Below are 26,637 nucleotides of genomic sequence, written 5' to 3'. Positions count from 1 at the left end.
CTCTTCCCATGACGCACACCCGCCCCCGCAGGACGGACCCCGAGTTGCCCACCCTCACCACCCTCACCACTCCCGACGGCACGACCCTCGCCTACCGCGACGAGTCCCCGCCCCACCCCTCCCCCACGGCACCGCCGCCACCCCCTGTCCTGCTCCTCCACGGCCTGGCGGGCCACCTGGGCGAATGGGACGACCTGACCGCCCGCCTCCCACGACGTCCACCTGGACCGCCCGGAGGCCTTGCACAAGGCGGTGACAACCTTCCTGAACACCGCCGCGTAACCCCCAGCCCCCGACCCCTCCCTCCCCCCTAACTCCGCCCGGCCCGGCGGCGCTCGCCGGGCTCCTGCCCCCGCTTGTCCACCACGGCCCGTTCCAGCACCGCACTGGTGTCGTAGACCGTCCCCGCCTTGGCCCGCCTGGTGTCCCGGCTGAAGACGATGCGTTCGCCGAGGTAGTCGAGGGTGGTGCGGTCGAAGATCCACTCCGCACGGGTCCCCTGCGCCGTGTCCTCGCGGGCGATGGCGATCCCGTGCCGTCCCGCCGCGTCGACGGCGTCGGTCACCTCGGTCACACCGGGGATCCGGGCCGTGGCCTGGTAGAACGCGGCGGCGGTGGCGGACGGCATGATCTGCTCGCTGATGAGATCGCCGATCCGGTCGAAGACCTCCTGGTCCTTGTCGTCCCCCTGCTCGACGTGGGTGCCGGCGTAGAGCAGCTTCAGCAGGGCGGCGGGATCGGTGGGCAGCGCGGCGAGCCAGGCGTAGGTGGGCCGGTCGTATCCGGCCGGATACCCGGCGTCCTTCGGATCCTCGCCGTCCGGCCCGCCGACCTCGATCGGCCAGTCCTGCCCGTGTTCGCGGATCAGCCCGACGTCGGTCACGGGCCCCTGCCGCTGCGAGAACCACACCCGCCGCTCGTGCGGCTCGCCGAGCTTGACGGGCCCGTCGAAGACGCCTTCGTTCCCGGCGACCTTGCTGCGCACGTACACGAACTGACCGTCGTCCACGGGCTCGACGTCCGTCCGCATGGCGACGGCGGCGATCCGCCCGAGCGTCGCGACGGCGCTACGACCACCCTCTCCCGCACTGCTCACGCCGGACCGAGCCGTTTTCGTACCGCCACCGTCACCGTGCTGCCCCGAGCCCCCGATCCCGACGGTGAGCCCGGCGACGACGGCGGCTGCCACGGCGACGGCACCGGCGACGAGCGCGGGCCGCAAGAACCGACGGGCCGGCCGGGCGGACAGAGAACCAGTGTTCTCCTCATGAAGGTCACGATCGCGATCTCGGTCGATGAGCTGCATCAAAACGTCCTGGTGATGGGAGTGACGCCCGGACGGCAGCCCCCGCTCGACGGGAGGAACGGGCAACAGCCGTGCCAGCTCCCCGAGTTCGTCGAGTCCATCGAGTTCCTCCGGAGTGGAGTTCATCGGGCTTCCTCCTGAATGGGCAGGACCGCGAACGCGGCCTCACTCTCTACCTCTCCGCGACGAGGGCGAGGTTCCGTACGGCTTGTGCGCGCCGTACCCGCCTCCCGCTCGACGATCTCCCGAAGCCGCGCCCGAGCCCGCGACAACCGCGACCGGACGGTCCCCACGGGCACCCCGAGCGCCTCGGCGGCCTGCGCGTAGTCGAGCCCGCCCCACACGCACAGCGCGATGACCTCCCGCTCGTGCCGCCGCAACCGCCCCAGCACCCGCCGCACTTCGGCGAGCCGCCGAGCGTCGTCCACCCGCCCGACGACGTCCTCGGCGAAGTCGTCCACCGTCTCGGCCTCGGACCGCCGGGCAAGAAAGGCGAGCCGCCGCCGCAGACTCCGGTCCGCGTTACGCGCCTTGTTGGTGGCGATCCCGAACAACCAGGGCCGCAACGACCCCCCTTCGACGGCCACGTCCCCCCGCCCCCGCCAGGCAGCGAGAAACGTCTCCGACATGACCTCCTCGGCGACCGACCAGTCACCGGTGAGCCGAAGCGCATGGTGATACACCGCGGTCGCGTACAACTCGTAGAGCTCGGCGAACGCCGCCCGCTCCCCACCCCGCACCCGCCCCCGCAAACGACACCCGTCGCCCGACGCGAACGCACCGCGCTCTTCGCCCTCTTCACTTTCTCCGCTGGACCTCACACACCTACCTCTCCGAACAGAGGGAGGCAGTTCCCGTGTCGTCGATCACAGTCACGCACCACGAACCCGACAGCAATCCACCGACTACCAGGGCAGCGGACCGCCGCGTCGAAGTACCCGTCACTCACTCAGTGATTCGGCAGGGTGATCCGTCCGGTCATGAGGAGTTCGTGGTTCGCGAAGAGCGCGTCGAGCTCGAAGCGCCGACTGATGTGCGCCGTCCACTTGGCGTCCAGCAGTGTCGTGTACGCGTTGACCACGCGGGCGCGGCTCGCCTGGGTGAGGATCCATCGGGCCTGGTCCGAGCTCTGGGGTCGGCCGCCGAGGTCGCGGGCGAGTCGCCAGAGTTCGTCGCCGTCACTCTGTTCGTCGACGATGGTGACGAGCCCGATGTCCCCGAGTCCGCGTGCGTCGCTGGACTGGGTGGTGTAGGCGACGGTGAGGTCTTCGAGGGGGAAGACGGTGACGCGGCTGCTGGCGGTCAGCTCGGTCATGGACACGGGGTTGGGTCCGTTCTGGCGCGGGAAGGCGCGGGCCGGCCAAACAGGACGGGACGGCCGACCCGCGGTGGTGGGGGAGGGGGCGTCAGCAGCAGGGGCCGTCGCCGCAGCAGGCGGGCGCGCTGCACTCGGCGTCGGTGCCCCACAGCCGTTCGTCGACGTCGAAGCCCGCGGCACGGATCCTGCCGACGACGTCGACCATCAGCCCGCGGGTACGGACCTTCGAGTTGGGCTGGTGGTGCAGGAAGCGGCCGAAGCTGCGCTCGCACCAGTCGGCGTACCAGCCGGTGTGCAGGATGAGCGTGTGCCAGCCGGGATCGACCTGCCGCGACGGCGCCATGCTCGCGCCGTCACCGCTGGTCCCCATGACGAAGACGAGCGCGAGTGCCTGGTCGACGACCCGGTCGGCGACACAGCGCTCCAGGCCGTACTCGCTGGCGCAGAACGCGGCGAGAGTCTCGAACTCTGCGTCGGTGACGAGGGAACGGCCGGTGCGGGTCTTGGTGACGGCGGCGGTGGGAGTCATCGGGTGACCTCTTTGTCGGGGAGCAGCAGGCTTGTGTGGAGCACTGATTCACCTCACAGTGGGATGACCTTTGGGTCGCCTCTCCCGGAATCCCGCATGCCTGTCGTGTGCTCGGGGGAGGGATCGTGCATCCAGTCGCGTAAATGAGGGGCTCCATATCCACCACCCCCCAGCAACTCAACGGCGGGAATCCGTGAGAAAGGAATTCATGCAGCGATGCGCCGCGCCAACTCGTGTCGGCACGTGGGCTTAACGAGTCACGCGCGTTTCGCTGTGAAACAACCGAGCAAGTGCAAGAGCGAGCTCAAAGCAGCTCACCTCTACTCCGCGCATTGGCGTGGCGCACCCGCTCACGGAGCGGAGCGCGGCCGTTTAACGGCGCGGTCAGCACGGAGTGAGGGGTTTCGTCCGCCGATTCTGCGTAGTCGCCCAGCTCCTCTTCCGGGTTCTTGAAGACGAGCAGGCACCCCTGGTATCCGAACAGTTCTGTGGCTTCACGGAGTAGTGCTCTCGCCGTGCTAGGCATCACTCATCATCCTTTGCCAGCCCTCGCCGCCGTTTCTAGGGATCACGCTACGAAGGGAGGGGACGCGGCCTCAACGAACGTGCGCGAACTTGCAGATGGTCACCCGAGCGAGTCAATGGCCGAGGTGATCAGGGCGCGGGCCGAAGCGCCGTAGACTGCCAGGTCAGCAAGATCTGCAAACGTGCGGGCATACATGCCAACCTCGTGCGGCTGTGTCACGGTAAGGAAGGCAGAGACCAACTCGATGTTGACTTGAGCATCGTCGAAGATCCAGAAGTCTTCAACGGGCCACAGCGCGGTGCGGTCTGCACTCAGCGGAATCACGCCGAGGCTGACATTCGGCAGAGTTGCCAAAGAGAGCAGATGGCCAAGTTGTCCCGCCATCGTCTCAGCGCCTCCGATCCGGTGCCGGAGTGTGCTCTCCTCAAGGATCACGGCGAATCGGCGCGGACCCTCGTGCAATATGCGCTGCTTGTCCACGCGTACCTGAACGGCTTCTTCCAGGTCGTCGGGCAATGCCCGCCGATCGCGAATCGACCTGAGGAGTGCCTCGATGTACGCACGCGTTTGGAAAGGTCCGGGAACCAGCCACGACGAGTAGGCCCGGAAATGTCGAGTTCGCTCCCACAATGGGATTACGGACGCTTGCGCGCGACGCAGACCGGAGCGCTCCATGCGTCGCCATTCGACATACGAACCGTTGATGTTGCGTGCGGTGGCAATCAGGTCAGCCGCTTGTCCGGTAGCGCCGCAGTGCATTGCGTACGCGCGTAGGTCGCCGTCTGAGGGTGTTGTACGGCCGTTCTCGAGGCGACTGCACTTGCTTTCATGCCAGCCGGCCCGAGAGGCGAGCTCCCGGGCCGTCAACCCGGAATCCTTACGGATCTCGCGCAGACGCTTACCGAGTGCCTCTCGGGCTTGCTGAATGCTGGATGACGATGACACGCTCGACTGGCCCGGGGTGCGTACGGTCAGCCCGGCCGGTATTCCTCGTGCGGGATGGACCGTTCCCACACGGTGTCGAACGCGGAGGCGCACAGCTCCACCACGGCGGGGTCGGTCACCAACTCCTCGCCCGTCATCGTCCCTTCCCCGGCGAAGTGGTTGAACAGGACCCTGGCGTCGTCAAAGAGCCAGAAGTCGTTGCCCGGCAGAGCCAACCCGGAGGCGTGACGGCGTGGCAGCCAGCGCACGACCTCACCCGCCTTCACGTTGTGCCCGCTGGTCAGCTCGTACTCGTACCGCACATACGAGGAGACGGGCTCGGACACGATGCGCGCCCGGCGGACGTCGAGGCCACGGGCAACCGACGAGGAAACCAGGTCGATCCACCAGGGCCATCGCTCCGCAGGATCGAACCGGTTGCCCGCAGCCCACTCCTGGTAGTCGTCGTCGAGCCCATACGCGTCCCTCATCTCCAAGTGATACGCGTGGTGTTGAGCAGAGCGGAACAGATCCTCAAACGTCGACTCCGTCGCCACCGCTCACCTCCGGGAAAAACTGCATCATGCGTCTCGGGAACTCGATCACCGTTTCATGATCGGGGACGTTCAACTGCGACAGCCGACCAGCATCCGTGACACGCCACCCCTGCAGAATGTAGTTTCCGGACTCGTCGTCCAAGTACACAGTCGGAGAGCCGTTGTTGGGGCTCTCCGGGTCCTTGCCCAGACGGTGCAACGCCATGGTGTCCTCCAGAGCCGTCGGTGGTGATCGACATGGACAGGCTTGCACCTGAGCAGGAGAGCGAGCCAGCGACTTGCATGAACTTCTACGAGCCTTGATACAGCCCCGCCACGTCACGGCAGCGTGCCCGCTCCTGGGTCGGATGCGAGGTACAGCGCGCCCAGTCGGCTCACACGCCGTACTTACGGGTCTCGTCCACAGGACACTCACCGACGTAGAAGAGGCAGTGCTCTACCACCAGCTCGGCGACGCGGACGCGATGGCCGCACAACTCGGCTACCTGCTCACCGCCGGGGCGCTCCCGGCGGTTCGCTCGGCATCATCGCAGCATGGCCGTATAAACCGGGAGCACCCGTAGATCACTCCACCGCGGCACCCACGAACCTGGACCAGGCCTCAGCCGACACCGACACCCAAGGGCCATCCGGCGCCTTGGAATCCCGCACCAGCACACCAGCGGGCACGGCGGCGGTCTCCACGCACTCGGTCGTATTACCGCCGCTGTACGACGACTTGAACCAGACGGGCTCGGAGGGAGGCTGAGGGGGGCCGGCGGACATTCACAACTCCTTGCGGGCGCGATGAATCATGGCGGAGGAGGCCTCCATGTCCAACGCTTGTGCCTGGAGGTACTCGAACGCAAGTCTGTATCGCTCCAGCTCCTCCTCCTTCTCCAGGAAGAGGGAGCCCGTGTGGAAGTCGACGTAGACCACATCGAGAGCCGGCTCGGTGCCGCCGATGATGACGAAGCTTCCCAGTGCGGCAGCGTGGGCTCCTTTGGAGAAGGGGAGTACCTGAAGCGTGATGTGAGGAGACTCGTTCGCTGCGAGTAGTCGGTCGAGCTGCTCCTGCATGACCTGAGGTGACCCGACGACGCGGCGGATCACGGACTCGTCGAGGATCGCCCACAGGCGCAGGGGCTTCGGGCGAGCGAGGATCTCCTGCCGCTTCATGCGGATGTCGACCAGGCGATCGATCTCGGCGGGGGCCAGGGGCACTTCGTTGGCTCTCTGCAGCGCCGTACTGTAAGCGCGCGTCTGCAGCAGGCCCGGGACGTAGACACACGAGAAGTGACTCTCGCGCACGGCTTCGTCCTCAAGCGTGAGCAGCAGGTTCATGCTCTCCGGGATGGAGTCGGCGAAAGAACTCCACCAGCCTTGCTGCTTGGCGTCCTTGGCGATGTTCACAACGGCTTTGCGCTCGGCCTCAGTTGCCCCGTACTCCCGGCACAACGCGTCGATGACGAGCCACTTGACCGTCCCGGCCGTGGTCTCGTACCGGCTGACTGTCGCCTTGGACACGCCGACGAGCCGCCCGGCCTCCTCCAGGGTCAGTCCCTTGCGGGCGCGCAACTTGCGCATCGTCACGCCCAGTTGGCGGCGGCGGGTTGTGGTCCGTTCGGACATGCGGCTCCTTCGCCATGGCCGGGCGGCAGGCCCGGAGAACCTCATCAGGCTAGGCAGTCGGGAGGCGGCCTCACCATCAGATTCACTCGATGGATTCTCGTGAGAAGTTACACAGCGAGACTTCTCCATGCCATGCTCGTTCTCAGATCGCTACGCAGTGCAGCCGTACGGACACGGCAGGCGCAGTATGTGCGTGGCCTGGGAGGGAGGAGTAGCCATGCCTGGCTACGACGTCATCGAGCCCCGACTCCGCTGTGTCCTGCCGTTTGAGGCGGCGCCGGCGGAAGTGCGCCTTCTCCGGAGAGCGGCCTCCAAGCAACTGAGCCAGTGGGGCATGCCTGTCGTGGTCGACGAAGCAGAGCTGCTCGTCACAGAGCTGGCCACCAACGTCGTCAAGCACGTCGGCGAGGGGGCGTCGGCGACTCTGATCCTTGAGTGGAAGGGAGAGCGGCTGCGGCTCGAAGTCCATGACAAGAGCCAGAGCCTTCCCTCGCTGAAGTCGGCTGGATGCGACGACGTGTGTGGCCGCGGCCTGCACCTGCTGGCATCGCTGGCAGTCGATTGGGGAACAGTGCTCACAGCGGCGGGCAAGGCGGTGTGGTGTGAGATCTCGATTAGCTCAGGATCCGCCTGCCAGCGCATCGAACGGGCCGTCGCGGCGCTTGAGAACTATCAAAGCGTCGACAGGGGCAACGCTCTGCAGGGAAGAAGGCGTGACGCGGGACTTGCGGAGTCAGCGGTCGCGCTGATCGCCGACCTGCTCCACTGGACCGCTGCCCGCGGCCACGACCCGGACGACGTCCTCGACCGAGCGCAGATGCACTACGAAGCCGAGGCGGACGTGGCCTAGTGGGTGCCTTCCGGGCTGGACTTGCGGATCCACTCCCGGAGGACTGCCGGTGTACGCCACGATTCTCCGGGACGGCATCTGTGGCACATGCGGTGGCAATTGGCACAGACGCATGCCAGGTCGTCGAGTTTGGTCTCCCGCGTTCCGGAGATGTGGAGGGGAGTGATGTGGTGCACTTCGATGTAGCCCTCGCCCAGATCCCCGTAGGTGCGGGCGAAATCGAAGTCGCACACCTCGCACCGGAGCGGGCCTCCGTGTTGCCGCATCTGCTTGATCTTCTGGGCGCGGAGTTTCGGGTTCCGCTCACGTGCGAGCGCCCAGCGGACAAGGAGACGTCCCTCGATGGCGCTGGCCCCCGTCTCGTCGACCTCGTCGGGCTGTGGGGGGATGAGGTGCAGTTCACCCGTGCCGATGCCCTCTTCGATGGCTTGAGCGGCTTGGAGCATCTCGGCCTCACGTTCCGTGAAGGCATCGATCATGAGCAGTGTGGGTTTGCCGCATCGGGTAGCCCTGCCGCTGTAGAGCCCGTGGTTGGTCATGAAATCGCTGGTCTTGTGGCTGACGCTGGCGGGAGACCGGAAGCTCGGCAGCGCGAGCGCTTCGGGTTCGTGGATAGGCAGCGAGCGGAGCAGCTCCGACAGCTCCTGTACCTCCGGGTCGTGGGTCCGAAGTTCGCGCCAGCCGTTCTTCACTACGAGTGCCCCGGCGAGCAGCAGCTCGTCCTCAGTCCACGACGGTATCCGCATGAGCCATATCGTATGAGTGTTCGGTGTGGCGGAGGGTGTATTCAGCGAACCGCGGGGCGTGCTGCACACTTGGTGAGGTCTCGTTGTCAGTGGGGTCTGTCACCCTCAGTGATGGTGGATTGCAAGATGTGTCTGCCGCTGCACGGCTGTAAGGAGGGGGCATGACCCACATGAAGGAACCCGAGGGTGCCGCCATGGCGCGGACGGAGCCCGAGTTCACGTCGATCGAGATCTGTGCTGGCGCAGGTGGCCAGGCGATCGGTCTGCATCAGGCGGGTTTCGGGCATCTGGCTCTGGTTGAGATCGACCAGCACGCGGTTGACACGCTCAGGTTGAACATCGATGACCACGAGGTGTGGTCGTGGGAGCGGGAGAACTGCGACGTCCTGTCGGCCGACGTCAAGGAATTTGAGCCCTTCCGGGATCTGAGCAAGGGCGCCGAACTCCTGAAGCCGGAAGATCTGGACCTGCTGGCCGGCGGGGTCCCATGCCCCCCGTTCTCCCACGCAGGGAAGCAACTCGGCAAGGACGACGAGCGAGACCTCTTTCCGCGCATGCTGGAACTGGTCGATACCCTCAGGCCGCGGGCGGTGATGATCGAGAACGTCCGAGGAATCATGGATCCGAAGTTCTCGGACTACCGCGACTACATCAAGGCACGCCTTGAGGGCGGTACTTACCGGGGTGAAAACGGGGAGCTGGTTACCGACAAGGGGCTCGACTACACCGTATGTAGGTGGGACGTCCTGGAAGCCAGTGACTTCGGGGTGCCACAGTTGAGGCCTCGCGCCATCCTCGTCGCGTTCCGGGACGATGTCATCAAGGACCTTAAGTACGAATGGCCCACGCCTACGCACGGGGATCCGGTCAGTGTCGCAGAGAGCCTTGAGCCGTCCATGCGCGAGCGTTACGGACGGTATTTCAACGGAGCGTACTCAGAGCTGGCACACGAGAAGTTCGACCAGTGGCTCCAGAAGGCTCGCGGCCGTGATGCCGAACTCAAGGGAAAGGGTGGCGGTATTGCTCCCACTCTTGTCGGCGGGTCAAAGAAGCACGGCGGCGCTGACCTGGGACCCAGCCGTGCGAAGGCGGCCTGGAAGCAGCTTGGCGTTTCTGGCATGGGCGTCGCTAACGACATCGAGAAATGCGCAGAGAAGGAGACGGAGGACCGAGACCTCTTCGGCTCTGACGGTCCTATGCTCACCGTGCGGCAAGCCGCAATCATCCAGGGCTTCCCGGACGAGTGGGATTTCTCCGGTGGGAAGACCGCGCAGTACCGCCAGATTGGCAATGCGTTCCCGCCGCCTGTCGCCAAGGCCGTCGGTAAGTCGATCATCGACGTGCTGAAAGCGGCCCGGGAGCGTGATCAGCAGAAGGGCTGATCAGAGACCCTCTCCTGCCTTCCGGGCTCCGTCGCGACTTTTCTCCACCTCGGCGGCAATACGTTCGGCGCAGTCTTCCGAGCGTTCGTGTTCCCAGAACCGGAGCACCGTCCAGCCCGCGTCCTCCAGACGCTGGTCGGTGTCCCGGTCGCGGGCCATGTTCCGGGCTACTTTGTCTGACCAGTAGCCCGGGTTGGTCTTCGGTGGCACGTAGTGTTCAGGGCAGCCGTGCCAGTAGCAGCCGTCGATGAAGACAGCCACCTTCGTCGGGCCGAAGACCATATCGGCGGTCCGGCGGAGGTTTGGAAGTGGCTTGGCGGCGACCCGGTAGCGCAGTCCTCGGGCGTGCACGAGTCTCCGGATCAGCCATTCCGGTTTGGTGTCCCGGTTCCGGATGGCTTGCATGTTCCGGCGACGCGCCGCGGAGGATGCCCATGACCCCGTGGGTGGGGTCCAATCCTCAGAGTTGGGCACTGGGAGTCCACTCCTGCATCTGCTTCAGCCAGACTGTGCTTCGGCTTCTTGATTGATTTCTTCAGCATTCTCACGCAGTGCAATCCACTCTCCAGTGCGGAGGGCAATACCGCGCGCGGTGGCTTGGTCCCGAGACTCCGTCCAGGTGCCACACAGAACTGTGAGCCCCTGCTCTGCCGCCTTGTCTCGTAGTTGGCGGGCGCGGCGCATGGGATCCTGTTTGCCCGCCCCCACGGTGAGGAAGACGTTCCTGGGGATGATGTGCCCTTCCAGGTAATGAAACATCTTCAGCATGCGCTGAACCTGACCTGGTCTCTTGGCGAGTACTTCAGCAGCTTGTTCTTCGGTCAAGTAGCGCAGTGGGTTGATGGGCAGATCGGTCCAGTCGTACAGCGGCATGCTCCAGTGGTCTCGCGCGTGCACTGCGAGGCCACGCTTCTGGTCCTTGTTGCCCTTGCCTCGATAAAGCCACGATCGATGGGCGCGGACGAGCCAAGACCTGTGTCGGTTGTTCTTGAGTTGTATCTGAGTGCAGATGCATAGCTGACAGTGGGCTTCGGTCGGGATTGCCCAATTTGCGCCAACGGTCGCCTTTATGTCCACCGGAGCGTCGGCAATATGAGTGTCCAGGGGCTTGGTCTTCGGCAACTGGAAGGTCCGAAGGACTTCATACTCGAGTTTTGCTCCCACCGAGGCACGCTCGCCCGGATGCACCTCGGGCGATAGCAAATCAAACCTTCCTGTCTTGCCGCCGTCGAGTACGTAGTCGATCGAGTTGCGAATCGCGTCGGTGTAGAACTCGGCGACAGGGTGGGTACCCAGCCAGGCGGCGACCGACTGCAGCTCAGTGTCGTCCTCAGGCGCGAGCAGTAGGTGCTCTCCAGAATCTGTGTTTGTGCAGATCTCTCCTGGTAGCTGAAGGATGAGCCGTGGCACGCGTTACTCCATCGCTTGGGTCGTTCAACTGAAGACGGGGAAGCTGATTCTCGCCCGTTTGTTGGGTAGTTGTCAGCCCGCACCAGCAAGGTCCCCCTGTACGGGCAGAGCGGGCCCGTCAGGTTCGTGGGATGGGTTTCCTGTGTGTTCGGATGCCGGCTAAGCGCCGGTGATCTTCAAGGGCTTAGCGGTTCCGGCGACCTCGGTAGAGCACCCCTCAGGCCTCAACCCCATGGCACTCCGTGTAGACGTGCCCCGACCCACACCAACAAGACGCCCCCCGCTCCGGAGGCCACCCCACAGCCCGCCCCCTCGCCGCCAACGTCGTCGCATACTGCGGCAGCAGGTCCGCGTCGCCCGGTGACGACGCCTCCGAGGCCGCGAAGGCCTCGTACGACGGCACCGTTCCCGTGACGATGCCGAGGTTCCCCGTCCCCGAAGCGGCCAGCTCCCTCAGCGACGCTTCTATCGTCCCGAGGTGCTCCTCGTGCGTGGGGTACTCCGCCTCCAGCGAGGGATAAGCGGCGATCAGCTCCGTCAGTTCGGTCGCCGGCCAGTGCAGGACCGCCACCGGGAACGGGCGGGACAGGGCCTCCCGATACGCGCCCAACTCGGCTCGGAGGCGGGAGATCTCCGCCTCCAGTTCTGCCGGGTTGTCGGAGCCCAGGGACCAGACGCGCTTCGGGTCGTGGAGTTCGTCCAGGGAGACGGGGGAGGAGTGCAGGGTGTCCGCGAGGACGTCCCAGTCGTCGTGGGACGCGCCCAGCATCCTGCGTACGCGGTGGCGGCCGAAGAGCAGCGGATGTGACACATACGGCGGTTCTGTCACGTTTTTCAGGAGCAGGGTCACCCCCTCCGTGAACGTCTCCTGCGCCGCTTCCAGCTCGTCGTGGGATTCCAGGGACTCCGCGACGATCACCCAGGGGGCCGGGTCGCGGGGGGCCGCGGCGCGGATGCCGTCGATGATCGCTCTGGCCTCGGCCTCGTGGCCGTACTCCCACAGGTTCGACGCCTTCAGGGCGCGGACCAGGTGGGGGCTGTCCAGGGTCTCCGGACCGTCCGAGGAGGTCAGGAGGCGGTCGTACAGGGTCGTCGCGGCGGGGCGGTCGCCGGCCAGTTCCAGGTGGGCCGCGGCCTGCAGCAGCAGGGCCTCCGCGTCCTCGGGATACAGGCCGGCGGTCCGCTCCAGGCGTGCCGCTTCGGCGGTGTGGTCGACGTTCTCGGCAGGCGTGTCGGGGCGCATGCACGACACGGTACTGCCCGCCGATGACAAAGAGGAGATAGCTGCAGGCCAGGGGCCGCCCCCGGCTCACGGCTCCGAAAACTCCTGGAGGGGCCCGGTCCTAGAGGTTCCGGGAGGTCCCTAGAGGTTCCTTGAGGTCCCTGGAGGTTCCTAGATCGTCACTCCGTCCACCTGGAGGGTCTGTACCGCCCCTGCCGCGAACGGCACGCTGATCGTCTTGCCGGTCAGGTGGGTGTCCGAGTGGGAGGTGTAGAGGTCGCCGGAGCCGTTCGTCGCCGTGTTCCAGCGGGGGACCAGGCCGCCCGAGCCGCCGCTCACCGTCGTGAAGCGGGAGAGGTCGAAGGTGAGGGTCTGGGCTGACGACGAGGTGTTCGCGGCCACGATCACCAGGCGTTTCGCCGTCTTGTCGATCGCCGCCGCCGCGTAGCTCACGCCCGTGTCGAGGATCGTCATGCCCGGCCGGATGTGACGGCTGAACTGGGCCATCACGTAGTACTTCGTCGTGACCGCGCCCGCCGCCAGCGTGTTCGCGTCGTACGCGATCATCGCCCAGTTCACCGACGGGTCCATGACCTGCCAGTAGACCCAGGCCGTCGGGTGCAGCCAGCGGAAGTCGTAGAGCAGGTTGCTCGCCATCGACAGGCCCGTGCCATCGTTGTCACCCGTCTCCGAGTTCCACAGCGCCTTGCCGGACGTCGTCACCACGTCCGTGTAGAGCAGGTCCCGGCGGCCGGCCGAGCCCTGGTAGCCGTGGACGTTGACCCGGTTCACGAGTCCCTTCGTCGTCGACGAGAACGAGTTCCACGTCGTACGCGCCAGGTCGTAGCTCGTCTCGTCGCTCGCCGAGATCTTCGTCGACGTCAGGCCGCGCTTGTCCAACTCGCTGCGTATGTACGGCAGTACGGCCGACTGGACGGTCGCGTCCATGTGGCAGCCCTCCTGCGTGCCGGTCGCCGTCCACCAGGAGGACGACGGCTCGTTGAAGGGGTCGACCGTCGCGAAGTTCACGCCCCAGTTGTTCTTGGCGTAGAGGGCCACGGCGGCCAGATGGGACGCGTGCTGGCGGTAGTTCCAGGACTGGAGGTTGTTGCCGCCGCCCGAGGCGCCCGACGGGTTGTGGTTCAGACACATCCACCACATGGGGGAGTTGGCGAACAGCTCCGTCGTGGCGCCCCGCGACGTCGCCTTCTGCAGCATCGCGCGCTGGGCCGCGTCCGCCGTCCAGTCCCAGGCGGAGGACGTCGGGTCCTCGTTGTTCCAGTCCTGCCAGAAGCCCTCGATCTGCTTGAACGCGGGGATGTTGGCGGAGGCCGTCATCGACGTGCCGCTCACCGAGTTCCAGCTGCACGCGCCCAGGTTGTAGCGGGCGATGTTGAGGCCGAGGCCGGGGAGGGTTTTGCCGTTGTAGGACACCGACTTGGTCGTGAAGAAGATGTCGGCGAAGTCGTCCCGGGCGCCGAAGACGTTCGCCCACCAGGCCAGGGAGGTGCCCCAGCCCTCCCAAGTGCCGTACGTAGTCGAAGGGTTGACGGAAATCGTCGCGTCGGCGTGGGCGGTGCCCGTGGCGAGGGCTCCTCCGAAGAGCGCGCCGCCCGTGGCCGCCAGCAGTGTCCTGCGTCGGATCATGGCTTCTCCGCTTCGCATCGTGGCCGGTCCCGTTCGGCCGACACGAAGCATCTGGTGCGACGCACGGGGTTGTCGAGAGTTCTGACAGCCCTTTCACAAACCTGTGGAGAAAGGACACGGAGGGGTTCGACGGGGCGAACGGGACAGGTCTCGTCCGTCCGGTTCTCAGCTCTGGTCCGTACGGCTCTGGAGACCTCGTCCGGCACGCCTTATCGTGCCCCGCGTGTCCCGCGTACGGATTCCCCTCGTACAGCACAGCACCCGGCGACGGCACGCCCGGTACCGGCGGGTGCTCTGGAACGGTGCCGAACTCCTCGTCACCACCGGGGTGTTGGTGCTGCTCCTCGTCGTGCACCAGCTGTGGTGGACCAACCGGGAGGCGAAGGACGGCGCCGAGCGGAGGGTGGCGGCGCTGGAGCGGGAGTGGGGGGCCGCCGACCCGGACACCGGCGACGACGACACCGGGCCCGGCCTCGGCTCCGGCTCCGCCGGTACGTCCACACGGCCCGGCGGCGGTACGAGCGGCAGCACGACTGGTGGCACGGGCGGCGGCACCGGGGAGAACGGGGCGAAGTCCTCGTCCACCCCCCGCTCCTCCCAGACCTACGCCGTCCTCCGCATCCCCCGCCTCGGCCTCCGCGTCCCCGTCGCCGAGGGGACCAGCAAGGCGCAGGTGCTGAACAAGGGGTACGTCGGCCACTACACCGGCAGTCAACAGCCGGGCGGGCAGGGGAACTTCGCGGTCGCCGGGCATCGCAACACCCACGGCGAGCCCTTCCGGTACCTCGACCGCCTCAGGAAGGGCGACAAGGTGGAGGTGGAGACCCGCGACGCGACCTACACCTACACCGTCGACAAGATCCTGCCGCAGACCTCACCCCGCGACGCGGGCGTCATCCGGCCCGTGCCCCGTTCCCTCACCCAGCCCGCCTACGGCTACGACGCCCCCGGCCGCTACCTCACCCTCACCACCTGCACCCCCGAGTACACCTCCCGGTACCGCCTGGTCGTGTGGGGCGAGTTGGCCGCGACCGCCCCGCGAGACTAGGCCCCCGCGAGGGCAGGCCCCCGCCGGGGCAGGGCTACGCACCCTCCTCCAGCGCCTCTCGGACGGCGGTCAGGACGGCCTCGGTGCCGGCGCCCAGGGCGCGGGCGGAGGCGGTGAAGTCACGGGCCAGGGTGGCGAGTTGGTCCGGGTCGGGGTGGGCCGGTTCGGACGGGGGCGCGGCCACCCGGGTGCCCGCGCCGCGCCGGGTGCGGATCAACTCGGCGGCCTCCAGCTCCCGGTAGGCGCGGGCCACCGTGCCCGGCGCGAGGCCGAGGTCGGAGGCGAGCTGGCGTACGGTCGGCAGCCGTTCGCCTTCGGTCAGCCGGCCGGTGACGATCAGGGCGCCGAGCTGGGCGCGGATCTGCTCGTACGGCGGTACCTGGCTGGTGGTGTCGACGCGGACGGCGGGCTCACTCATCGCCGACGGCCCGGGGCATCACGATCGTGAACAGGCACCATCCCAGGCTGAACAGGCTCAGCAGGCCCAGCGGGTAGATCACCAGCGCGGTGACGTTGCCCAGCATGCCGGCGCACTTCGAGTAGAAGAGCACTCTGGCGATCATCCCGACGACGAGCAGCAGTTGGCTGGAGACCAGCAGTCCCCAGGCCGCGGTGATCGCCCAACTGCGGTCATGGCGCCGCAGGTTGTCGCCCGGGCGGTGGGCGATGCGGCGCAGGGACCAGACGCAGGCGGCGGTGCCGAGGGTGAGGGAGACGAGGACCGGGGCGGCGTAGTAGAGGCCGGGCCACGGGCCGAGGTGCCTGGTCGCGCTGCGGCAGGTGACCGCGAGGGCGCGGCCCGTCCGGCCGATCTTGTCCGGGGAGGCCGCGGCGGCCCCGATCGTCAGCAGGACGACGATGCAGGCCGCCTGGAAGACGAGCAGCGGGGCCATGCGGGGCGGTACGTGGTCCCGGACCCGGCGCGGGGCGAGACCGGCGGTGCGGACCGCTTCCTGCGGGGCGGGAGTGAGGGAGTCGCCGAGCAGGACCCCGCCGACCGCGCACAGCCCGAACGCGGTGACGGCGGAGACGAAGGGCATGGCCATGTCGTCGCTGTCCATGGTGGCCAGCGCCTGCGCGACCACGGCTCCCAGCGCCAGCCCGGCCCAGCGGGCGCAGAGATCGGCGCGGGCCAGGAGTCTTTCGGGCGGGACGGTGTCGATCATGTCGAGCCCCCGGTGAGTGATGCTTGCGTCAAGTGGCCTTGTGCCAAGCGGTGTTGTGTCGAGCGGGTCTGGTGTCAAGCGGTCTTGTACCAAGTGGTGAGTACAAGATGCCGTCGGTCGGATCTTGTGTCAAACGCTTGATACAAGTACCCGGCGTGGGGCGAACTCCCGACCCGACTGCCCACCCGACTCCCCACCCGAATTCCCGCCTCGGGAACCTTCGTGCCGGTCCGGACGTCATCATGGGCAGGAGAGACAGGGGGCGAGGTATGACGGGCGGTCGGTTGGCGTCGCGCCGTGCCGCCCCCGTGCTGCTGTTCCTCGTCTTCCTCGACGTCCTCCTCCTCGACGCCGGCAGCCTGTCCGCCACCGTCGCGCTCGCCGCGACCGCCGCCGCCGGTTCCGCACTCGCCGTCTGCACGCTCGTCGCCGCGCGCAGCGCCCCCGCCGTCCCGCCCACCCGGGTGCGTACGGCCATCAGGGACCGGGCCCGCCGTACGGCCTTCCTGCCGCAACGTGACCCCGACGCCTCCGGCCGGCCCCGCCCCCGCGCGCCCGGCCACGCCCTCCCGACGACCGCCGCGTAGGGCACCCCTCCCGCCTCATCGGGTGACCCCGCGCGGGTCGTCATGCCGTCAACCGTGAACCGTCAACCGCGTTCTCCTCGGCACGACGAGACCCCCGGAGGGCTCCTCTCCCATGTCCGTAGCCATGCCCGCAGCGCTGTCTTCACCCATGTCCGTTTTCGCCGGCCTGGTCGAGCACCTCGCCGACCTGCTCCAGCCCCTGTTCGGCGCCGCAGCCGCGGCAGCCGCGATCGTCCTGTTCACCGCACTCGTACGACTCCTCGTCCATCCCCTGTCCCGCGCGGCCGCCCGGGGACAGAAGGCCCGTACGGCGTTGCAGCCGAGGATCGCCGAACTGCGCAGGAAGCACGCCAGGAACCCCGAGAAACTCCAGCGGGCGGTGCTGGACCTGCACGCCGAGGAAAAGGTGTCGCCGCTGTCCGGACTGCTGCCCAGCCTCTGCCAGTTGCCCGCCTTCTTCCTCCTCTACCACCTCTTCTCCAGCTCCTCGATCGGCGGCGAGGCCAACGGGCTGCTCGGCCATCAGCTCTTCGCCGCGCCCCTCGGCGACCGCTGGACGGACGCGCTGACCGGGTCCGGGGGCGGGGTGTTCGGCGCGGCGGGACTGGTCTACCTCGGGCTGTTCGCCGTCGTCGCGACCGTCGCGTCCTTCAACTTCGTACGGGCGAGGCGGAGGCCGTTGCCGCAGGTCGCCGCCGGTGAGCAGGTGCCCGGGCTCGGCGCGGTCGCCAAGGCCGTGCCGTTCCTGTCCTTCTTCACGCTGGTCACCGTGGCCGTCGTACCGCTGGCCGCAGCGCTGTACGTCATCACGAGTTCGACGTGGAGCGCGGTCGAACGGGCGGTTCTCTACTCGTAGGACCAGGACCGATCAGGACCAGGACCGGCGCGCAGAGCAACCAGGGTCCAGTACGTGAACCGGGTATTGCGGAGCGGACGTTCAGCTTGGAGGATCGACCAGTCGTCCGATGGCTGCACCCGTCGGCGGACGCTCCGCGATCGAGGGAGATGGTGACGGACCATGAAGCTGCTGCGAGTCGGTACGGCGGGCGCGGAGCGCCCCGCACTGCTCGAGGCCGACGAAACGCTGCGTGACCTGTCGGGCGTCGTGGACGACATCGACGGCGCGCTGCTCGCCGACGACGCGGCGCTCGGCCGGGTCCGGGCCGCCGCCGAGGCCGGACAGTTGCCGGCGCTGGAGCCGACCGGGCTGCGGATCGGGCCGCCGCTGGCCCGGATCGGCAAGATCGTGTGCATCGGGCTGAACTACCACGACCACGCCCGGGAGACCGGGGCCGAGCCGCCCGCCGAGCCCGTCATCTTCTTCAAGGCGGCGGACACGGTCGTCGGGCCGTACGACACGGTGCTCGTCCCCCGTGGGTCCGTGAAGACCGACTGGGAGGTGGAGTTGGCGGTCGTCATCGGGCGCACGGCACGCTATCTGGGGTCGGCGGAGGAAGGGCTCGCGCATGTCGCGGGGTACGCCGTCGCGCACGACGTGTCCGAGCGGGAGTTCCAGATCGAGCGGGGCGGGACCTGGGACAAGGGGAAGAACTGCGAGACGTTCAATCCGCTCGGGCCGTGGCTGGTGACGGCCGACGAGGTGCCCGACCCGCAGGAACTCTCCCTGAAGCTCTGGGTCAACGGGGAGCTGAAGCAGGACGGGACGACGGCCGAGCAGATCTTTCCCGTAGGGGAGGTCGTGCGGTACGTCAGCCAGTTCATGACCCTCTATCCCGGGGATGTCATCAACACCGGGACGCCCGCGGGGGTGGCGCTGGGCGCACCCGAGCCGAAGCCGTTCCTGCGGGCCGGTGACGTGGTGGAGCTCGAGATCGCCGGGCTGGGCAGGCAACGGCAGGAGTTCAAGGACGCGTAGACGCTCCGCTACGGGGGCGGGGGAACTGCGGTGGTTCGTCGGCGGCAGGCAGTCCGTGGCTGCTCGCGCAGTTCCCCGCCCGCAGTTCCCCGCGCCCCTTGGGTGGGGCACCTACAGGTACTTCTCCAGGAACTGTTGCAGTACCTCCACCACGAACCGGTGGTCCTCCAGTTGCGGCAGGCCCGACACCGTCACCGCGCCCACGATGCCCACGCCCTCCACGTTGATGGGGAAGGAGCCGCCGTGGGCCGCGTACTCGTCCAGGTCCAGGCGGGCGGAGTCCTCGAACGTCGTGCCCTTCGCGCGGTAGCGGGCGCCCACCAGGTAGGAGGAGGCGCCGAAGCGTTCCACGACCCGGCGCTTGCGGGCGATCCAGGCGTCGTTGTCGGGGGTCGAGCCGGGCAGGGCCGCGTGGAAGAGCTGCTGGCCGGCCCGGTGGATGTCGACGGCGACCGGCGCCTGGCGCTCGCGGGCCAGCTCCACCAGCAGTGAGCCGAGCGCCCACGCGTCGTCGTTCGTGAACTGGCGGAAGACCAGCCGCCGTTCCTGGCGCTGGAGCTCCTCCAGGCTCGGGGTGATCTCCGGGGTGAACTTCGGGGTGATCTCGTGGGTGCCCATTACAGCGTCACCGCCACCTTGTCTCGTGCCGAACGGCGGGCCGCCTCCAGGACGTCGAGGGCGGCGGCCGCCTCGACGGCGGTCACCGGATTGGGGCCGCCGTCGATCAGTGCCTTGGCCACCGCAGCGTAGTAGGCCGGGTAGTCGCCGGGGAGGGACCGTACGGGTCGTCCGCCGCCGGTCAGCGGCGACTCTCCGGCACCGACACGCCCCCACAGCTCCTCCGGCTCCGTACCCCAGTCACCGGAGTCGGAGCCAGAACGGGATCCTGAGCCCGAGCCGCCGGGTCGCCCGCCCGCCCGCAGGGCCGCCTCCTGCGGATCCAGGCCGTACTTCACGTAGCCCGCCGTCGAGCCCAACACCCGGAAGCGCGGCCCGAGTTGGGCGGTCGTCGCGGAGACGTGGAGGTGGGAACGGGCGCCGCCCGCGTGCGTCAGCGCGATGAACGTGTCGTCGTCCGTCTCCGCGCCCGGCCGGCGGACGTCCGTCTCGGCGTAGACGGAGACCACCGGGCCGAACAGGACCAGTGCCTGGTCGACGATGTGGCTGCCGAGGTCGTAGAGCAGACCTCCGATCTCTTCCGGGTCGCCGGACTCCCGCCAGCCGCCCTTCGGCAGTGGCCGCCACCGCTCGAACCGGGACTCGAAGCGCCATACGTCGCCCAGCTCGCCGTCCGCCAGCAGTGCCCGCAGGGTCAGGAAGTCGCTGTCCCAGCGGCGGTTCTGGAAGACGGAGAGGAGCAGGCCGCGCTCCTCGGCGAGGGCGGCCAGCTCACGCGCCTCGGCCGCGGTGCCGGCGACCGGCTTGTCGACGACGACCGGCAGACCGGCCTTCAGGGCGGCGGTCGCGAGCGGGACGTGCGTCCTGTTCGGGGACGCGACGACGACCAGGTCCAGCTCGTCGGCGCGGGCGAGGAGGCCGTCGGGGGTGGCGGTGACGCGTACGTCCGGGAACTCGGCGCGGGCCTGCTCCTGCCGCTCGGGGTTCGAGGTGACCACCGTGTCGAGGACGAGGCCCTCGGTCGCGGCGATCAGCGGGGCGTGGAAGACGGAGCCGGCGAGACCGTAGCCGATCAGGCCCACGCGGAGAGGAGTACCTGTCATGGGCTCCACTTTCACAACGCTGTTGCCAAAGCGCAAGCGCGGGTGAGAATGGGGGCGTGAACAGGACGAACGGCGTCGGCCGCAACACGGGCACAGGCGTAGGTACGGGCGTAGGCAGAGGTCCGGGTGTAGGCACAGGCGTCAACCTGCTGGCCCTGCGCAACCACAACGCCGCGCTCGTGCTCGACCTGCTGCGCACGGCCGGCCCGGACGGCATCAGCCGGCTCGAACTCGCCGAGCGCACCGGGCTCACCCCGCAGGCGGTCAGCAAGATCACCGCCCGGCTGCGGCAGGAGGGGCTGGCGGCGGAGGCGGGCCACCGCGCCTCGACCGGCGGCAAGCCGCGCACGGTCCTGCGCCTGGTCCCCGAGGCCGGCCACGCGATCGGCGTCCACCTGGACCGCGACGAGCTGCGGGTGGTGCTGGCCGAACTCGACGGGCGCGTGGTGGGGGAGCGGTGCGTCCCGCTGTCGCTGGGCGCGGGGGCGGAGACGGTGGTGGGGGCGGTGGTGCGGGAGGTGCGGGGGGTGATGGAGGTGGCGGAGACGGCGGGGGCGGCCGGGGTCCTCGGGGGCGTCCTCGCCGGAGAACCCCTGGGCCTGTCCCTGACTCCGGCCTCGACTCTGGCCCCGACGCCTGCCCCGACTCCGACTCCGACTCCGACCCTGACCCCGAGTGCGGGTCTCGCGCCGACCGCGCCCGCCGCACCGAGCGCTCCCGCTAAGCCCCCCGCGCCCCCCCTCCTCGGCGTCGGTGTAGCCCTCCCCGGCCCCCTCGATCACACCCATGGCGTGCTGCACCGGGTCACCGGGTTTCCCGAGTGGGACGGGTTTCCGTTGCGGGACGTGCTGGCGGCGCGTCTCGGGGTGCCGGTGATCGTCGACAAGGACACCAACGCCGCCGCGCTCGGCCTCGCCGTCGGCGGCGAGCGCGGCTCCTTCGCCTGCCTCCACCTCGGGACGGGCCTCGGCGCCGGCCTGGTGATCGGCGGGACCGTGCACCGGGGCGCCCGCACCGGCGCGGGGGAGTTCGGACACCAGGTCATCCAGTTGGACGGGCCGCCCTGCACCTGCGGCAACCGGGGCTGCGTCGAGGCGCTGTGCCTGGCGGCCATCGGCCGGGGGGACGTGGCCGAGGCGGCACGCGTGCTCGGCGAGGCCGCCGCGAACCTCGCCGGACTGCTCGACATCGACGCCGTGCTGCTGGGCGGCCGTACGATCGCCGCCGACCCGGCGCCGTTCGTCCACGGAGTCGCCGCCGTCCTCGACGCCCGCGCCCGCCGCGAGGGCTCCCCGGAGGGCGCCGTTCCGGTACGCCTCGCTCCCGGCGGAGCCCGAGCGGTCGCGGAGGGCGCGGCACAGTTGTCGCTGGCACCGGTGTTCGGCCGGGGGGACGGGTAGCCCTCCCCGAAGCCCGCCCCCGACCTCCCCCGAAGCCCGCCCCGACCTCCCCCGTAGCTCTCCCCCGAACGAGGGGATTCGTAGGGGATTCGTACGGTCGTACGGTGTGCCGTTCCTCCCCCCGCCGCCGCCTCGTGCAGGCTCACGTGTTCATGCGACTGTGCCCGTCTGTCTCCCTCTGCCTCGCCGTCGCCGCCGCCCTCCTCCCCGCCTCCGCGCACGCGGAAGCCGGCCCGAGTTGCGCGGGCCCCGACGCCGGTGGCTTCCCCCTCACCACCCGCCTCCACGGCGGCCCCGACTCCTACCGGGCCGGGGGCGGATACGGCATCTGGTATCTCGACCTCACCAACACCACCCGCCGTACCTGCGACGGAGTCCACCCGGTCGTCGTCCTGGTCGACGCCCGGCGCGCCCTGAAACCGTCCCAGCCGCACCTGGAGTTCTACGCCGACGGACAACCGCACCAGGTCCGCTTCGAATCCACCGACGACGCCGAACTGGTCGGAGCGTTCACCGACGAGAACGCCGACGAGCAGACCGGTGAAGGGGGCGAAGCGAACGAAGCGGTCGAAGCCGACGACTTTCCCGGCTTCACCGTCGGCCCCGGCCGCACCCTCACCGTCAAGCTGCGCCTCTCGCTCGGCTCGGACGCCGTCCCCAACGCCGTCACCGCCAACGCGGCGGTCGTCCAGCGGCACGGCGACGACGGCGACTGGATCGGCCAGTCGAACGACTACCGCTTCGCCATCGAGTCCGACGCCGACGCCGACCCCGACGCCACCCCCGACGCCGATGCCGGCACCGCCCCCACCCCCGGCACATCCCCCCTTACTCCCGCCCCCACCCCGGACGCCACCACGCCCACCACCCCCACGACCCCAACCCCTCACCCCTCCGCCTCCGCCACCGACCCCGGCCCCTTCTCCCTCGCCGACGAAGCCGAGGAACTCGCCCGCACCGGTCTCGCCTCGCCCACCGTCCTCGCCGCCGCTGCCGGCGCCTGCTTCCTCGCCGCCGGCGCGGCCCTGCTGCTGGCCCGACGACTGGCCCGCCGACGCCGTTGAACCGGGGACCGCGTCTCGGCTGAACCGGGATCGCGTCTCAGCCCGCGAACGCCCCGAAACCGGCCATTCCCTCAAGATCGGGCCTGTGGCTAGGCTGGGGCGCGCGCAGCAACGACGCATCCGCGCAGCCCCCGCGCAGCAACCGCGTACTCGCGTACGGCAGGGAGATCCCGCACATGGCAGACCGCAAGCCCATCGAGTCGTGGCTCACCGACATGGACGGTGTGCTCATCCACGAGGGCGTGCCGATCCCCGGCGCCGACGCCTTCCTGAAGAGGCTGCGCGAGTCCGGCAAGCCGTTCCTGGTCCTCACCAACAACTCGATCTATACCCCCCGTGACCTGCACGCCCGCCTCCAGCGCATGGGCCTGGACGTGCCGATCGACAACATCTGGACCTCCGCGCTGGCCACCGCCCAGTTCCTCGGCGACCAGCGGCCCGACGGCACGGCGTACGTCATCGGCGAGGCGGGTCTGACCACCGCGCTGCACGACATCGGCTACATCCTCACCGACCACGAGCCCGACTACGTCGTCCTCGGCGAGACCCGCACCTACTCCTTCGAGGCGATGACGAAGGCCGTCCGGCTCATCAACGACGGCGCCCGTTTCATCTGCACCAACCCGGACGAGACCGGCCCCTCCGCCGAGGGCCCGCTCCCGGCCACCGGGGCCGTCGCCGCGCTGATCACCAAGGCGACCGGCAAGAACCCGTACTTCGCGGGCAAGCCCAACCCCCTGATGATGCGCACCGGGCTGAACGCCATCGGCGCCCACTCCGAGACCAGCGCGATGATCGGCGACCGCATGGACACCGACGTGCTGGCCGGCATGGAGGCCGGGATGCAGACGTTCCTGGTGCTCACCGGCCTGACCCGGCCCGAGCAGGTCGAGAACTTCCCCTACCGCCCGTCGAAGATCGTGGACTCGATCGCGGACCTCGTGGACCGCATCTGAGAACCCCGTCCGGGAACCCCGTCCGGGAACCCCGTCCGGGAACCCCGTCCGAGAACGGCGTCCGAGAACGGCGTCCGAGAACGGCGTCCGAAACCCGAAGCAGCACGGAACCCACCCGTACGGAGCAGCGAGAACCCCCTGGGGATGCGCACCGGCTCCAGGCGGGGGACTCTCCAGGTAGCTGGAGGTTCACGATGGGTTCATTGAAAGTAACTCTCTGTGCGGGTGTCGCGGTCGTAGGCGCGGTACTCATCCCCACGGCCTACGCCTCGGGCGAGGGCGGTGGCGACGGCGGAGGTGGCGGGGGCGGTGGCGGAAGCGTCTCCATGACGCCGTCCACGCCCACCCCCGGCGCCGAGGTCACGCTGAAGGTCAGCGGCTGCGGCGGCAGGACCGCCACCGCGGCCTCGGACGCCTTCGTCACGGACGCCCAACTCGTCGCCACGGGCGGCACGCTCGCCGGCGACACCCGAGTCCGCACCTCGATCGATCCGGGCACCTACGACGTGAGGATCACCTGCGTCGACCTGAAGGTGAAGGGCCGGATCAAGGTCGTGGCATCGGCGCGGTCGCGGTCCCAGACGCAGCCGGACCAGTCGACCACACCCACCTGGCCCGACGCTCCGGATTCCCCCGCCTCTCCCGCCTCACCCGTCGCCCCCGTGCACGCGGGCGGCGGCGGCACCGCCCCGCTCCATCCACTCCACCCGCTCCACGCACTCCATCCGGTCGCCTCCGTCGACGAGGCACGCGTGGACGACCGAGGTCCCGGGACCGCGCAGACGGTCATCGGACTGGTGCTCGCGGGCGTCGCCGCGACGGTCGTCGTGTTCCGCGGCCTGCGCCGCAGACGTGCGACGGGCTGAGCCATGTACGACCACGAACGCACGTCCGCCCGCGAACGCTCTCCCGGCGGCCGCTTCCTCACCGGTCTGGCCTGGGCGGTGCTGCTGCTCGGGCTGTGGCTGTGGGGCCGCGAGGTGACCGACGTACGGCATGGCGTATCCGCCCCGGCCACGGGTGACATGGCCGCGGTGGGCCGTCCCCCGGACACCGAACTCCCGCCCGCCGCCAAGCCGTTGGGGCAGGCGCTGCCGCAGCGCATCGACATACCCGACCTGGGCGTGCAGGCCCCGGTCGTCGCGCGCGGTCTGGACGCCCAGGGGGCCATCGACCCACCGCCCTTCGATCAGGCGGGCGTCGTCGGCTGGTACGCGGACGGCGCGAAACCCGGCGCCAAGGGCACGGCCCTGCTGGTCGGGCACGTCGACACGGAGACCCGGCCCGCCGTCTTCTACAAGCTCAGCACCCTCAAGGCGGGCGAGACGGTACGGGTGGTCCGGGACGACGGCAAGGTCGCCGAGTTCACCGTCGACGACGTCGAGGTCGTCCAGCGCGACCACTTCGACGCCCGACAGGCCTACGGCCCCCGCCAGTCGGACCGTGCCGAACTGCGCCTGATCACCTGCGGCGGCACCTACGACCGGGCCAGCCACAGCTACACGGCCAACGTGATCGTGTCGGCCTACCTGACAGGCACGGCCGTCTGACGTCACGACCGCTCTCCGGCGCCCTCGTGGGCGGTGCGGGTCTTATGTCAGGATTGGGGCCGGGGTAGGCAAGTCCGTGCACCCAAGGGGGATTTGGATGTACGTCAGTGGGATGTACGTCAAGAGGGGGACCGCGTCCCCGCTGGGCGCCGTACTGCTGGGCGCGCTACTGCTGCTCGCCGGATGCTCGGCGGGCGACGGCGGCGGAGACAGCGGAAACGGCAAGGCGGAGAAGCCCAGAAATCCCACGAACGCCCCCGCCCCCACCCCCGCCGTCACTCAACAACCCAAAGAGGCCGACCCGTTCTGGGTCAATCCGGACGGCTCGGCAGCCCGTCAGACGGCGGCCTACGAGAAGGCCGGAAAGACGGACGAGGCCGCCGCGGTGCGGGAGATCGCCGAGCAGCCGACCGGCCAGTGGCTCGGACCGGAGAACCCGGAACAGGAGGCCCGCGGCTTCACCGAGGCCGCCGACCGGGCGGGCCGCACCCCGCTCCTCGTCCTCTACAACATCCCGCACCGCGACTGCGGCCAGTACTCCCAGGGCGGCGCGGCCGACGGAGCCGCCTACCGCGCCTGGATCGCCGCGGTGGCCCGGGGCATCGCCGACCGCCCGGCGCTCGTCGTCCTCGAACCCGACGCCCTTCTCCACCTGGTGGACGGCTGCACCCCGCAGGAGTTCCACGAGGAGCGCTACGACCTCCTCGACGACGCCGTCACCGCCCTCAAGTCCCTGAAGAACACGAAGGTCTATCTGGACGCGGGCAATGCCGGCTGGGGCCGTCCCGACCAGATCTTCCAGCCCTTGCGGCGCGCGGGCCTGGGCAAGGCCGACGGCTTCGCGGTCAACGTCTCCAACTTCTACTCCACCGAGATCTCCGTCGACTACGGCAGGCAGCTCTCGGCGAAGGTCGGCGGCAAACACTTCGTCATCGACACCAGCCGCAACGGCAACGGCCCGTACGAGGACGGCGACCCGGCGGAACGCTGGTGCAACCCACCGGGCCGCGCCCTGGGCCCCACCCCGACGACCACGACGGCCGACCCCCTGGTGGACGCCTACCTGTGGGTGAAGCGCCCGGGGGAGTCGGACGGCGAGTGCAAGGGCGGCCCGAAGGCAGGCGACTGGTGGCCGACGTACGCACTACAACTCGCCCGCGGATAACCGCACCGAGCGGTACGGCACCGAGGACTACCGCACCGAGGACCACCGCACCGAGCGCTACGGCATCGAGAGCCAC

The 26,637-nt window shown here is 69.0% G+C and carries 30 protein-coding genes and 1 pseudogene; 13 read left to right on the top strand and 18 right to left on the bottom strand.

Annotated elements, in window-relative coordinates; all coding sequences use genetic code 11:
• Positions 1 to 310: 310 nt before the first annotated feature.
• From OG352_RS16300 to OG352_RS16270, 7 genes are all read right to left on the bottom strand, one after another.
• Positions 311 to 1,432, bottom strand: coding sequence for a CU044_5270 family protein (locus OG352_RS16300; protein WP_329217742.1), 1,122 nt, complete (start codon positions 1,430 to 1,432; stop codon positions 311 to 313).
• Positions 1,429 to 2,058 (bottom strand): RNA polymerase sigma factor, encoded by a 630-nt coding sequence (locus OG352_RS16295; protein WP_329217740.1) that lies wholly within the window; start codon positions 2,056 to 2,058, stop codon positions 1,429 to 1,431. Before OG352_RS16295 ends, OG352_RS16300 begins: the two co-directional genes overlap by 4 nt.
• 197 nt (positions 2,059 to 2,255) lie before the next feature.
• Complete coding sequence (locus tag OG352_RS16290) at positions 2,256 to 2,621, bottom strand: hypothetical protein (protein WP_329217739.1); 366 nt, start codon at positions 2,619 to 2,621, stop codon at positions 2,256 to 2,258.
• 91 nt (positions 2,622 to 2,712) lie between these two features.
• Complete coding sequence (locus OG352_RS16285; RefSeq protein WP_329217737.1) at positions 2,713 to 3,153, bottom strand: hypothetical protein; 441 nt, start codon at positions 3,151 to 3,153, stop codon at positions 2,713 to 2,715.
• Between the two features lie 625 nt (positions 3,154 to 3,778).
• Positions 3,779 to 4,624 carry a helix-turn-helix domain-containing protein gene (locus tag OG352_RS16280; RefSeq protein WP_329217736.1) on the bottom strand — a complete coding sequence of 282 codons (846 nt, stop codon included), beginning with the start codon at positions 4,622 to 4,624 and terminating at the stop codon, positions 3,779 to 3,781.
• 26 nt (positions 4,625 to 4,650) lie between these two features.
• Complete coding sequence (locus OG352_RS16275) at positions 4,651 to 5,094, bottom strand: DUF6879 family protein (RefSeq protein ID WP_329217734.1); 444 nt, start codon at positions 5,092 to 5,094, stop codon at positions 4,651 to 4,653.
• Positions 5,095 to 5,137: 43 nt separating this feature from the next.
• On the bottom strand, positions 5,138 to 5,365 hold the full coding sequence (locus OG352_RS16270; protein ID WP_329217733.1) for a hypothetical protein: 228 nt from the start codon (positions 5,363 to 5,365) through the stop codon (positions 5,138 to 5,140).
• A gap of 217 nt (positions 5,366 to 5,582) precedes the next feature.
• On the opposite strand from OG352_RS16270, the pseudogene OG352_RS16265 reads away from it, so the two are divergent.
• Positions 5,583 to 5,675: pseudogene (locus OG352_RS16265) on the top strand (Scr1 family TA system antitoxin-like transcriptional regulator); the annotation flags it as partial.
• Between the two features lie 49 nt (positions 5,676 to 5,724).
• Here OG352_RS16265 and OG352_RS16260 read toward each other — a convergent pair.
• Both OG352_RS16260 and OG352_RS16255 read right to left on the bottom strand, forming a co-directional pair.
• Complete coding sequence (locus OG352_RS16260; RefSeq protein WP_329217731.1) at positions 5,725 to 5,925, bottom strand: DUF397 domain-containing protein; 201 nt, start codon at positions 5,923 to 5,925, stop codon at positions 5,725 to 5,727.
• Entirely contained in the window at positions 5,926 to 6,771 is an 846-nt protein-coding gene (locus OG352_RS16255) for a helix-turn-helix domain-containing protein (RefSeq protein ID WP_329217730.1), read from the bottom strand. It abuts the gene before it with no gap.
• Positions 6,772 to 6,988: 217 nt separating this feature from the next.
• Between OG352_RS16255 and OG352_RS16250 the strand changes: the two genes are divergently transcribed.
• Positions 6,989 to 7,621 (top strand): ATP-binding protein, encoded by a 633-nt coding sequence (locus OG352_RS16250; RefSeq protein WP_329217729.1) that lies wholly within the window; start codon positions 6,989 to 6,991, stop codon positions 7,619 to 7,621.
• Here OG352_RS16250 and OG352_RS16245 read toward each other — a convergent pair.
• Positions 7,618 to 8,367, bottom strand: a complete 750-nt coding sequence (locus tag OG352_RS16245; RefSeq protein WP_329217728.1) for an HNH endonuclease — start codon at positions 8,365 to 8,367, stop codon at positions 7,618 to 7,620. The two genes, OG352_RS16250 and OG352_RS16245, sit on opposite strands and share 4 nt — an antisense overlap.
• 161 nt (positions 8,368 to 8,528) lie before the next feature.
• On the opposite strand from OG352_RS16245, the gene OG352_RS16240 reads away from it, so the two are divergent.
• The gene (locus tag OG352_RS16240; protein WP_329217726.1) at positions 8,529 to 9,749 is read left to right on the top strand and encodes a DNA cytosine methyltransferase; all 1,221 of its coding nucleotides are present in this window, start codon (positions 8,529 to 8,531) and stop codon (positions 9,747 to 9,749) included.
• Here OG352_RS16240 and OG352_RS16235 read toward each other — a convergent pair whose 3' ends face one another.
• The 4 genes from OG352_RS16235 to OG352_RS16220 form a co-directional block, all read right to left on the bottom strand.
• Positions 9,750 to 10,223 (bottom strand): very short patch repair endonuclease, encoded by a 474-nt coding sequence (locus OG352_RS16235; protein ID WP_329217725.1) that lies wholly within the window; start codon positions 10,221 to 10,223, stop codon positions 9,750 to 9,752. It lies immediately after the preceding gene.
• Between the two features lie 24 nt (positions 10,224 to 10,247).
• Positions 10,248 to 11,159 carry a NaeI family type II restriction endonuclease gene (locus tag OG352_RS16230; RefSeq protein WP_329217723.1) on the bottom strand — a complete coding sequence of 304 codons (912 nt, stop codon included), beginning with the start codon at positions 11,157 to 11,159 and terminating at the stop codon, positions 10,248 to 10,250.
• Between the two features lie 217 nt (positions 11,160 to 11,376).
• Complete coding sequence (locus OG352_RS16225) at positions 11,377 to 12,402, bottom strand: SEC-C domain-containing protein (protein WP_329217720.1); 1,026 nt, start codon at positions 12,400 to 12,402, stop codon at positions 11,377 to 11,379.
• A gap of 150 nt (positions 12,403 to 12,552) precedes the next feature.
• A complete protein-coding gene (locus OG352_RS16220; RefSeq protein ID WP_329217719.1) occupies positions 12,553 to 14,028 on the bottom strand; it encodes a beta-1,6-galactanase in 1,476 nt (491 codons plus the stop codon).
• Between the two features lie 223 nt (positions 14,029 to 14,251).
• On the opposite strand from OG352_RS16220, the gene OG352_RS16215 reads away from it, so the two are divergent.
• Positions 14,252 to 15,076 (top strand): class E sortase, encoded by an 825-nt coding sequence (locus OG352_RS16215; protein ID WP_329217717.1) that lies wholly within the window; start codon positions 14,252 to 14,254, stop codon positions 15,074 to 15,076.
• Between the two features lie 34 nt (positions 15,077 to 15,110).
• Here the strand turns inward: OG352_RS16215 and OG352_RS16210 are convergent, their stop codons facing one another.
• Together OG352_RS16210 and OG352_RS16205 are read right to left on the bottom strand one after the other, a co-directional pair.
• Positions 15,111 to 15,494 carry a GntR family transcriptional regulator gene (locus tag OG352_RS16210; protein ID WP_093772758.1) on the bottom strand — a complete coding sequence of 128 codons (384 nt, stop codon included), beginning with the start codon at positions 15,492 to 15,494 and terminating at the stop codon, positions 15,111 to 15,113.
• Positions 15,487 to 16,242 (bottom strand): hypothetical protein, encoded by a 756-nt coding sequence (locus tag OG352_RS16205; RefSeq protein WP_329217715.1) that lies wholly within the window; start codon positions 16,240 to 16,242, stop codon positions 15,487 to 15,489. The genes OG352_RS16210 and OG352_RS16205 overlap by 8 nt, the downstream gene beginning before the upstream one ends.
• Before the next feature lie 269 nt (positions 16,243 to 16,511).
• Between OG352_RS16205 and OG352_RS16200 the strand changes: the two genes are divergently transcribed.
• The 3 genes from OG352_RS16200 to OG352_RS16190 all read left to right on the top strand — a co-directional run bounded on the left by OG352_RS16200 (position 16,512) and on the right by OG352_RS16190 (position 18,705).
• The gene (locus OG352_RS16200) at positions 16,512 to 16,829 is read left to right on the top strand and encodes a DUF6412 domain-containing protein (RefSeq protein WP_329217714.1); all 318 of its coding nucleotides are present in this window, start codon (positions 16,512 to 16,514) and stop codon (positions 16,827 to 16,829) included.
• Between the two features lie 148 nt (positions 16,830 to 16,977).
• Positions 16,978 to 17,685 (top strand): YidC/Oxa1 family membrane protein insertase, encoded by a 708-nt coding sequence (locus OG352_RS16195; RefSeq protein WP_329217712.1) that lies wholly within the window; start codon positions 16,978 to 16,980, stop codon positions 17,683 to 17,685.
• 162 nt (positions 17,686 to 17,847) lie between these two features.
• Positions 17,848 to 18,705, top strand: a complete 858-nt coding sequence (locus OG352_RS16190; RefSeq protein ID WP_329217711.1) for a fumarylacetoacetate hydrolase family protein — start codon at positions 17,848 to 17,850, stop codon at positions 18,703 to 18,705.
• A 111-nt stretch (positions 18,706 to 18,816) separates the two neighbouring features.
• On the opposite strand, the gene OG352_RS16185 is transcribed toward OG352_RS16190, so the two are convergent.
• Together OG352_RS16185 and OG352_RS16180 are read right to left on the bottom strand one after the other, a co-directional pair.
• A complete protein-coding gene (locus OG352_RS16185; RefSeq protein WP_329217710.1) occupies positions 18,817 to 19,323 on the bottom strand; it encodes a heme-degrading domain-containing protein in 507 nt (168 codons plus the stop codon).
• On the bottom strand, positions 19,323 to 20,426 hold the full coding sequence (locus OG352_RS16180) for a Gfo/Idh/MocA family protein (protein WP_329217708.1): 1,104 nt from the start codon (positions 20,424 to 20,426) through the stop codon (positions 19,323 to 19,325). The genes OG352_RS16185 and OG352_RS16180 overlap by 1 nt, the downstream gene beginning before the upstream one ends.
• A gap of 56 nt (positions 20,427 to 20,482) precedes the next feature.
• Here OG352_RS16180 and OG352_RS16175 point away from each other — a divergent pair, with 56 nt between their 5' ends.
• From OG352_RS16175 to OG352_RS16150, 6 genes are all read left to right on the top strand, one after another.
• Positions 20,483 to 21,826, top strand: coding sequence for an ROK family transcriptional regulator (locus OG352_RS16175; protein WP_443072285.1), 1,344 nt, complete (start codon positions 20,483 to 20,485; stop codon positions 21,824 to 21,826).
• Positions 21,827 to 21,978: 152 nt separating this feature from the next.
• Entirely contained in the window at positions 21,979 to 22,890 is a 912-nt protein-coding gene (locus OG352_RS16170; protein ID WP_329223849.1) for a hypothetical protein, read from the top strand.
• Positions 22,891 to 23,066: 176 nt separating this feature from the next.
• The gene (locus tag OG352_RS16165) at positions 23,067 to 23,846 is read left to right on the top strand and encodes an HAD-IIA family hydrolase (protein ID WP_329217706.1); all 780 of its coding nucleotides are present in this window, start codon (positions 23,067 to 23,069) and stop codon (positions 23,844 to 23,846) included.
• Between the two features lie 194 nt (positions 23,847 to 24,040).
• Entirely contained in the window at positions 24,041 to 24,712 is a 672-nt protein-coding gene (locus OG352_RS16160) for a hypothetical protein (protein ID WP_329217705.1), read from the top strand.
• Between the two features lie 3 nt (positions 24,713 to 24,715).
• The gene (locus OG352_RS16155; protein ID WP_329217703.1) at positions 24,716 to 25,396 is read left to right on the top strand and encodes a class F sortase; all 681 of its coding nucleotides are present in this window, start codon (positions 24,716 to 24,718) and stop codon (positions 25,394 to 25,396) included.
• Between the two features lie 97 nt (positions 25,397 to 25,493).
• Positions 25,494 to 26,561, top strand: coding sequence for a glycoside hydrolase family 6 protein (locus tag OG352_RS16150; protein ID WP_329217702.1), 1,068 nt, complete (start codon positions 25,494 to 25,496; stop codon positions 26,559 to 26,561).
• The last annotated feature ends 76 nt before the right edge of the window (positions 26,562 to 26,637 follow it).

Origin of the sequence: Streptomyces sp. NBC_01485, assembly GCF_036227125.1 — a bacterium.
Lineage (GTDB): Bacteria > Actinomycetota > Actinomycetes > Streptomycetales > Streptomycetaceae > Streptomyces.
This window is presented reverse-complemented; position numbering and strand designations above follow the sequence as displayed.

What these genes read in the sequence shown, in the direction of transcription:
- OG352_RS16160 (WP_329217705.1), top strand. Translation starts at nt 24,041, where the DNA reads ATGGGTTCATTGAAAGTAACTCTCTGTGCGGGTGTCGCGGTCGTAGGC.
- OG352_RS16270 (WP_329217733.1), bottom strand. Translation starts at nt 5,365, where the DNA reads ATGGCGTTGCACCGTCTGGGCAAGGACCCGGAGAGCCCCAACAACGGC.
- OG352_RS16260 (WP_329217731.1), bottom strand. Translation starts at nt 5,925, where the DNA reads ATGTCCGCCGGCCCCCCTCAGCCTCCCTCCGAGCCCGTCTGGTTCAAG.
- OG352_RS16225 (WP_329217720.1), bottom strand. Translation starts at nt 12,402, where the DNA reads ATGCGCCCCGACACGCCTGCCGAGAACGTCGACCACACCGCCGAAGCG.
- OG352_RS16255 (WP_329217730.1), bottom strand. Translation starts at nt 6,771, where the DNA reads ATGTCCGAACGGACCACAACCCGCCGCCGCCAACTGGGCGTGACGATG.
- OG352_RS16165 (WP_329217706.1), top strand. Translation starts at nt 23,067, where the DNA reads ATGGCAGACCGCAAGCCCATCGAGTCGTGGCTCACCGACATGGACGGT.
- OG352_RS16200 (WP_329217714.1), top strand. Translation starts at nt 16,512, where the DNA reads ATGACGGGCGGTCGGTTGGCGTCGCGCCGTGCCGCCCCCGTGCTGCTG.
- OG352_RS16240 (WP_329217726.1), top strand. Translation starts at nt 8,529, where the DNA reads ATGACCCACATGAAGGAACCCGAGGGTGCCGCCATGGCGCGGACGGAG.
- OG352_RS16185 (WP_329217710.1), bottom strand. Translation starts at nt 19,323, where the DNA reads ATGGGCACCCACGAGATCACCCCGAAGTTCACCCCGGAGATCACCCCG.
- OG352_RS16285 (WP_329217737.1), bottom strand. Translation starts at nt 3,153, where the DNA reads ATGACTCCCACCGCCGCCGTCACCAAGACCCGCACCGGCCGTTCCCTC.
- OG352_RS16300 (WP_329217742.1), bottom strand. Translation starts at nt 1,432, where the DNA reads ATGAACTCCACTCCGGAGGAACTCGATGGACTCGACGAACTCGGGGAG.
- OG352_RS16195 (WP_329217712.1), top strand. Translation starts at nt 16,978, where the DNA reads ATGTCCGTTTTCGCCGGCCTGGTCGAGCACCTCGCCGACCTGCTCCAG.
- OG352_RS16210 (WP_093772758.1), bottom strand. Translation starts at nt 15,494, where the DNA reads ATGAGTGAGCCCGCCGTCCGCGTCGACACCACCAGCCAGGTACCGCCG.
- OG352_RS16245 (WP_329217728.1), bottom strand. Translation starts at nt 8,367, where the DNA reads ATGCGGATACCGTCGTGGACTGAGGACGAGCTGCTGCTCGCCGGGGCA.
- OG352_RS16275 (WP_329217734.1), bottom strand. Translation starts at nt 5,094, where the DNA reads ATGAGGGACGCGTATGGGCTCGACGACGACTACCAGGAGTGGGCTGCG.
- OG352_RS16170 (WP_329223849.1), top strand. Translation starts at nt 21,979, where the DNA reads ATGCGACTGTGCCCGTCTGTCTCCCTCTGCCTCGCCGTCGCCGCCGCC.
- OG352_RS16150 (WP_329217702.1), top strand. Translation starts at nt 25,494, where the DNA reads ATGTACGTCAGTGGGATGTACGTCAAGAGGGGGACCGCGTCCCCGCTG.
- OG352_RS16290 (WP_329217739.1), bottom strand. Translation starts at nt 2,621, where the DNA reads ATGACCGAGCTGACCGCCAGCAGCCGCGTCACCGTCTTCCCCCTCGAA.
- OG352_RS16250 (WP_329217729.1), top strand. Translation starts at nt 6,989, where the DNA reads ATGCCTGGCTACGACGTCATCGAGCCCCGACTCCGCTGTGTCCTGCCG.
- OG352_RS16180 (WP_329217708.1), bottom strand. Translation starts at nt 20,426, where the DNA reads ATGACAGGTACTCCTCTCCGCGTGGGCCTGATCGGCTACGGTCTCGCC.
- OG352_RS16220 (WP_329217719.1), bottom strand. Translation starts at nt 14,028, where the DNA reads ATGATCCGACGCAGGACACTGCTGGCGGCCACGGGCGGCGCGCTCTTC.
- OG352_RS16155 (WP_329217703.1), top strand. Translation starts at nt 24,716, where the DNA reads ATGTACGACCACGAACGCACGTCCGCCCGCGAACGCTCTCCCGGCGGC.
- OG352_RS16190 (WP_329217711.1), top strand. Translation starts at nt 17,848, where the DNA reads ATGAAGCTGCTGCGAGTCGGTACGGCGGGCGCGGAGCGCCCCGCACTG.
- OG352_RS16205 (WP_329217715.1), bottom strand. Translation starts at nt 16,242, where the DNA reads ATGATCGACACCGTCCCGCCCGAAAGACTCCTGGCCCGCGCCGATCTC.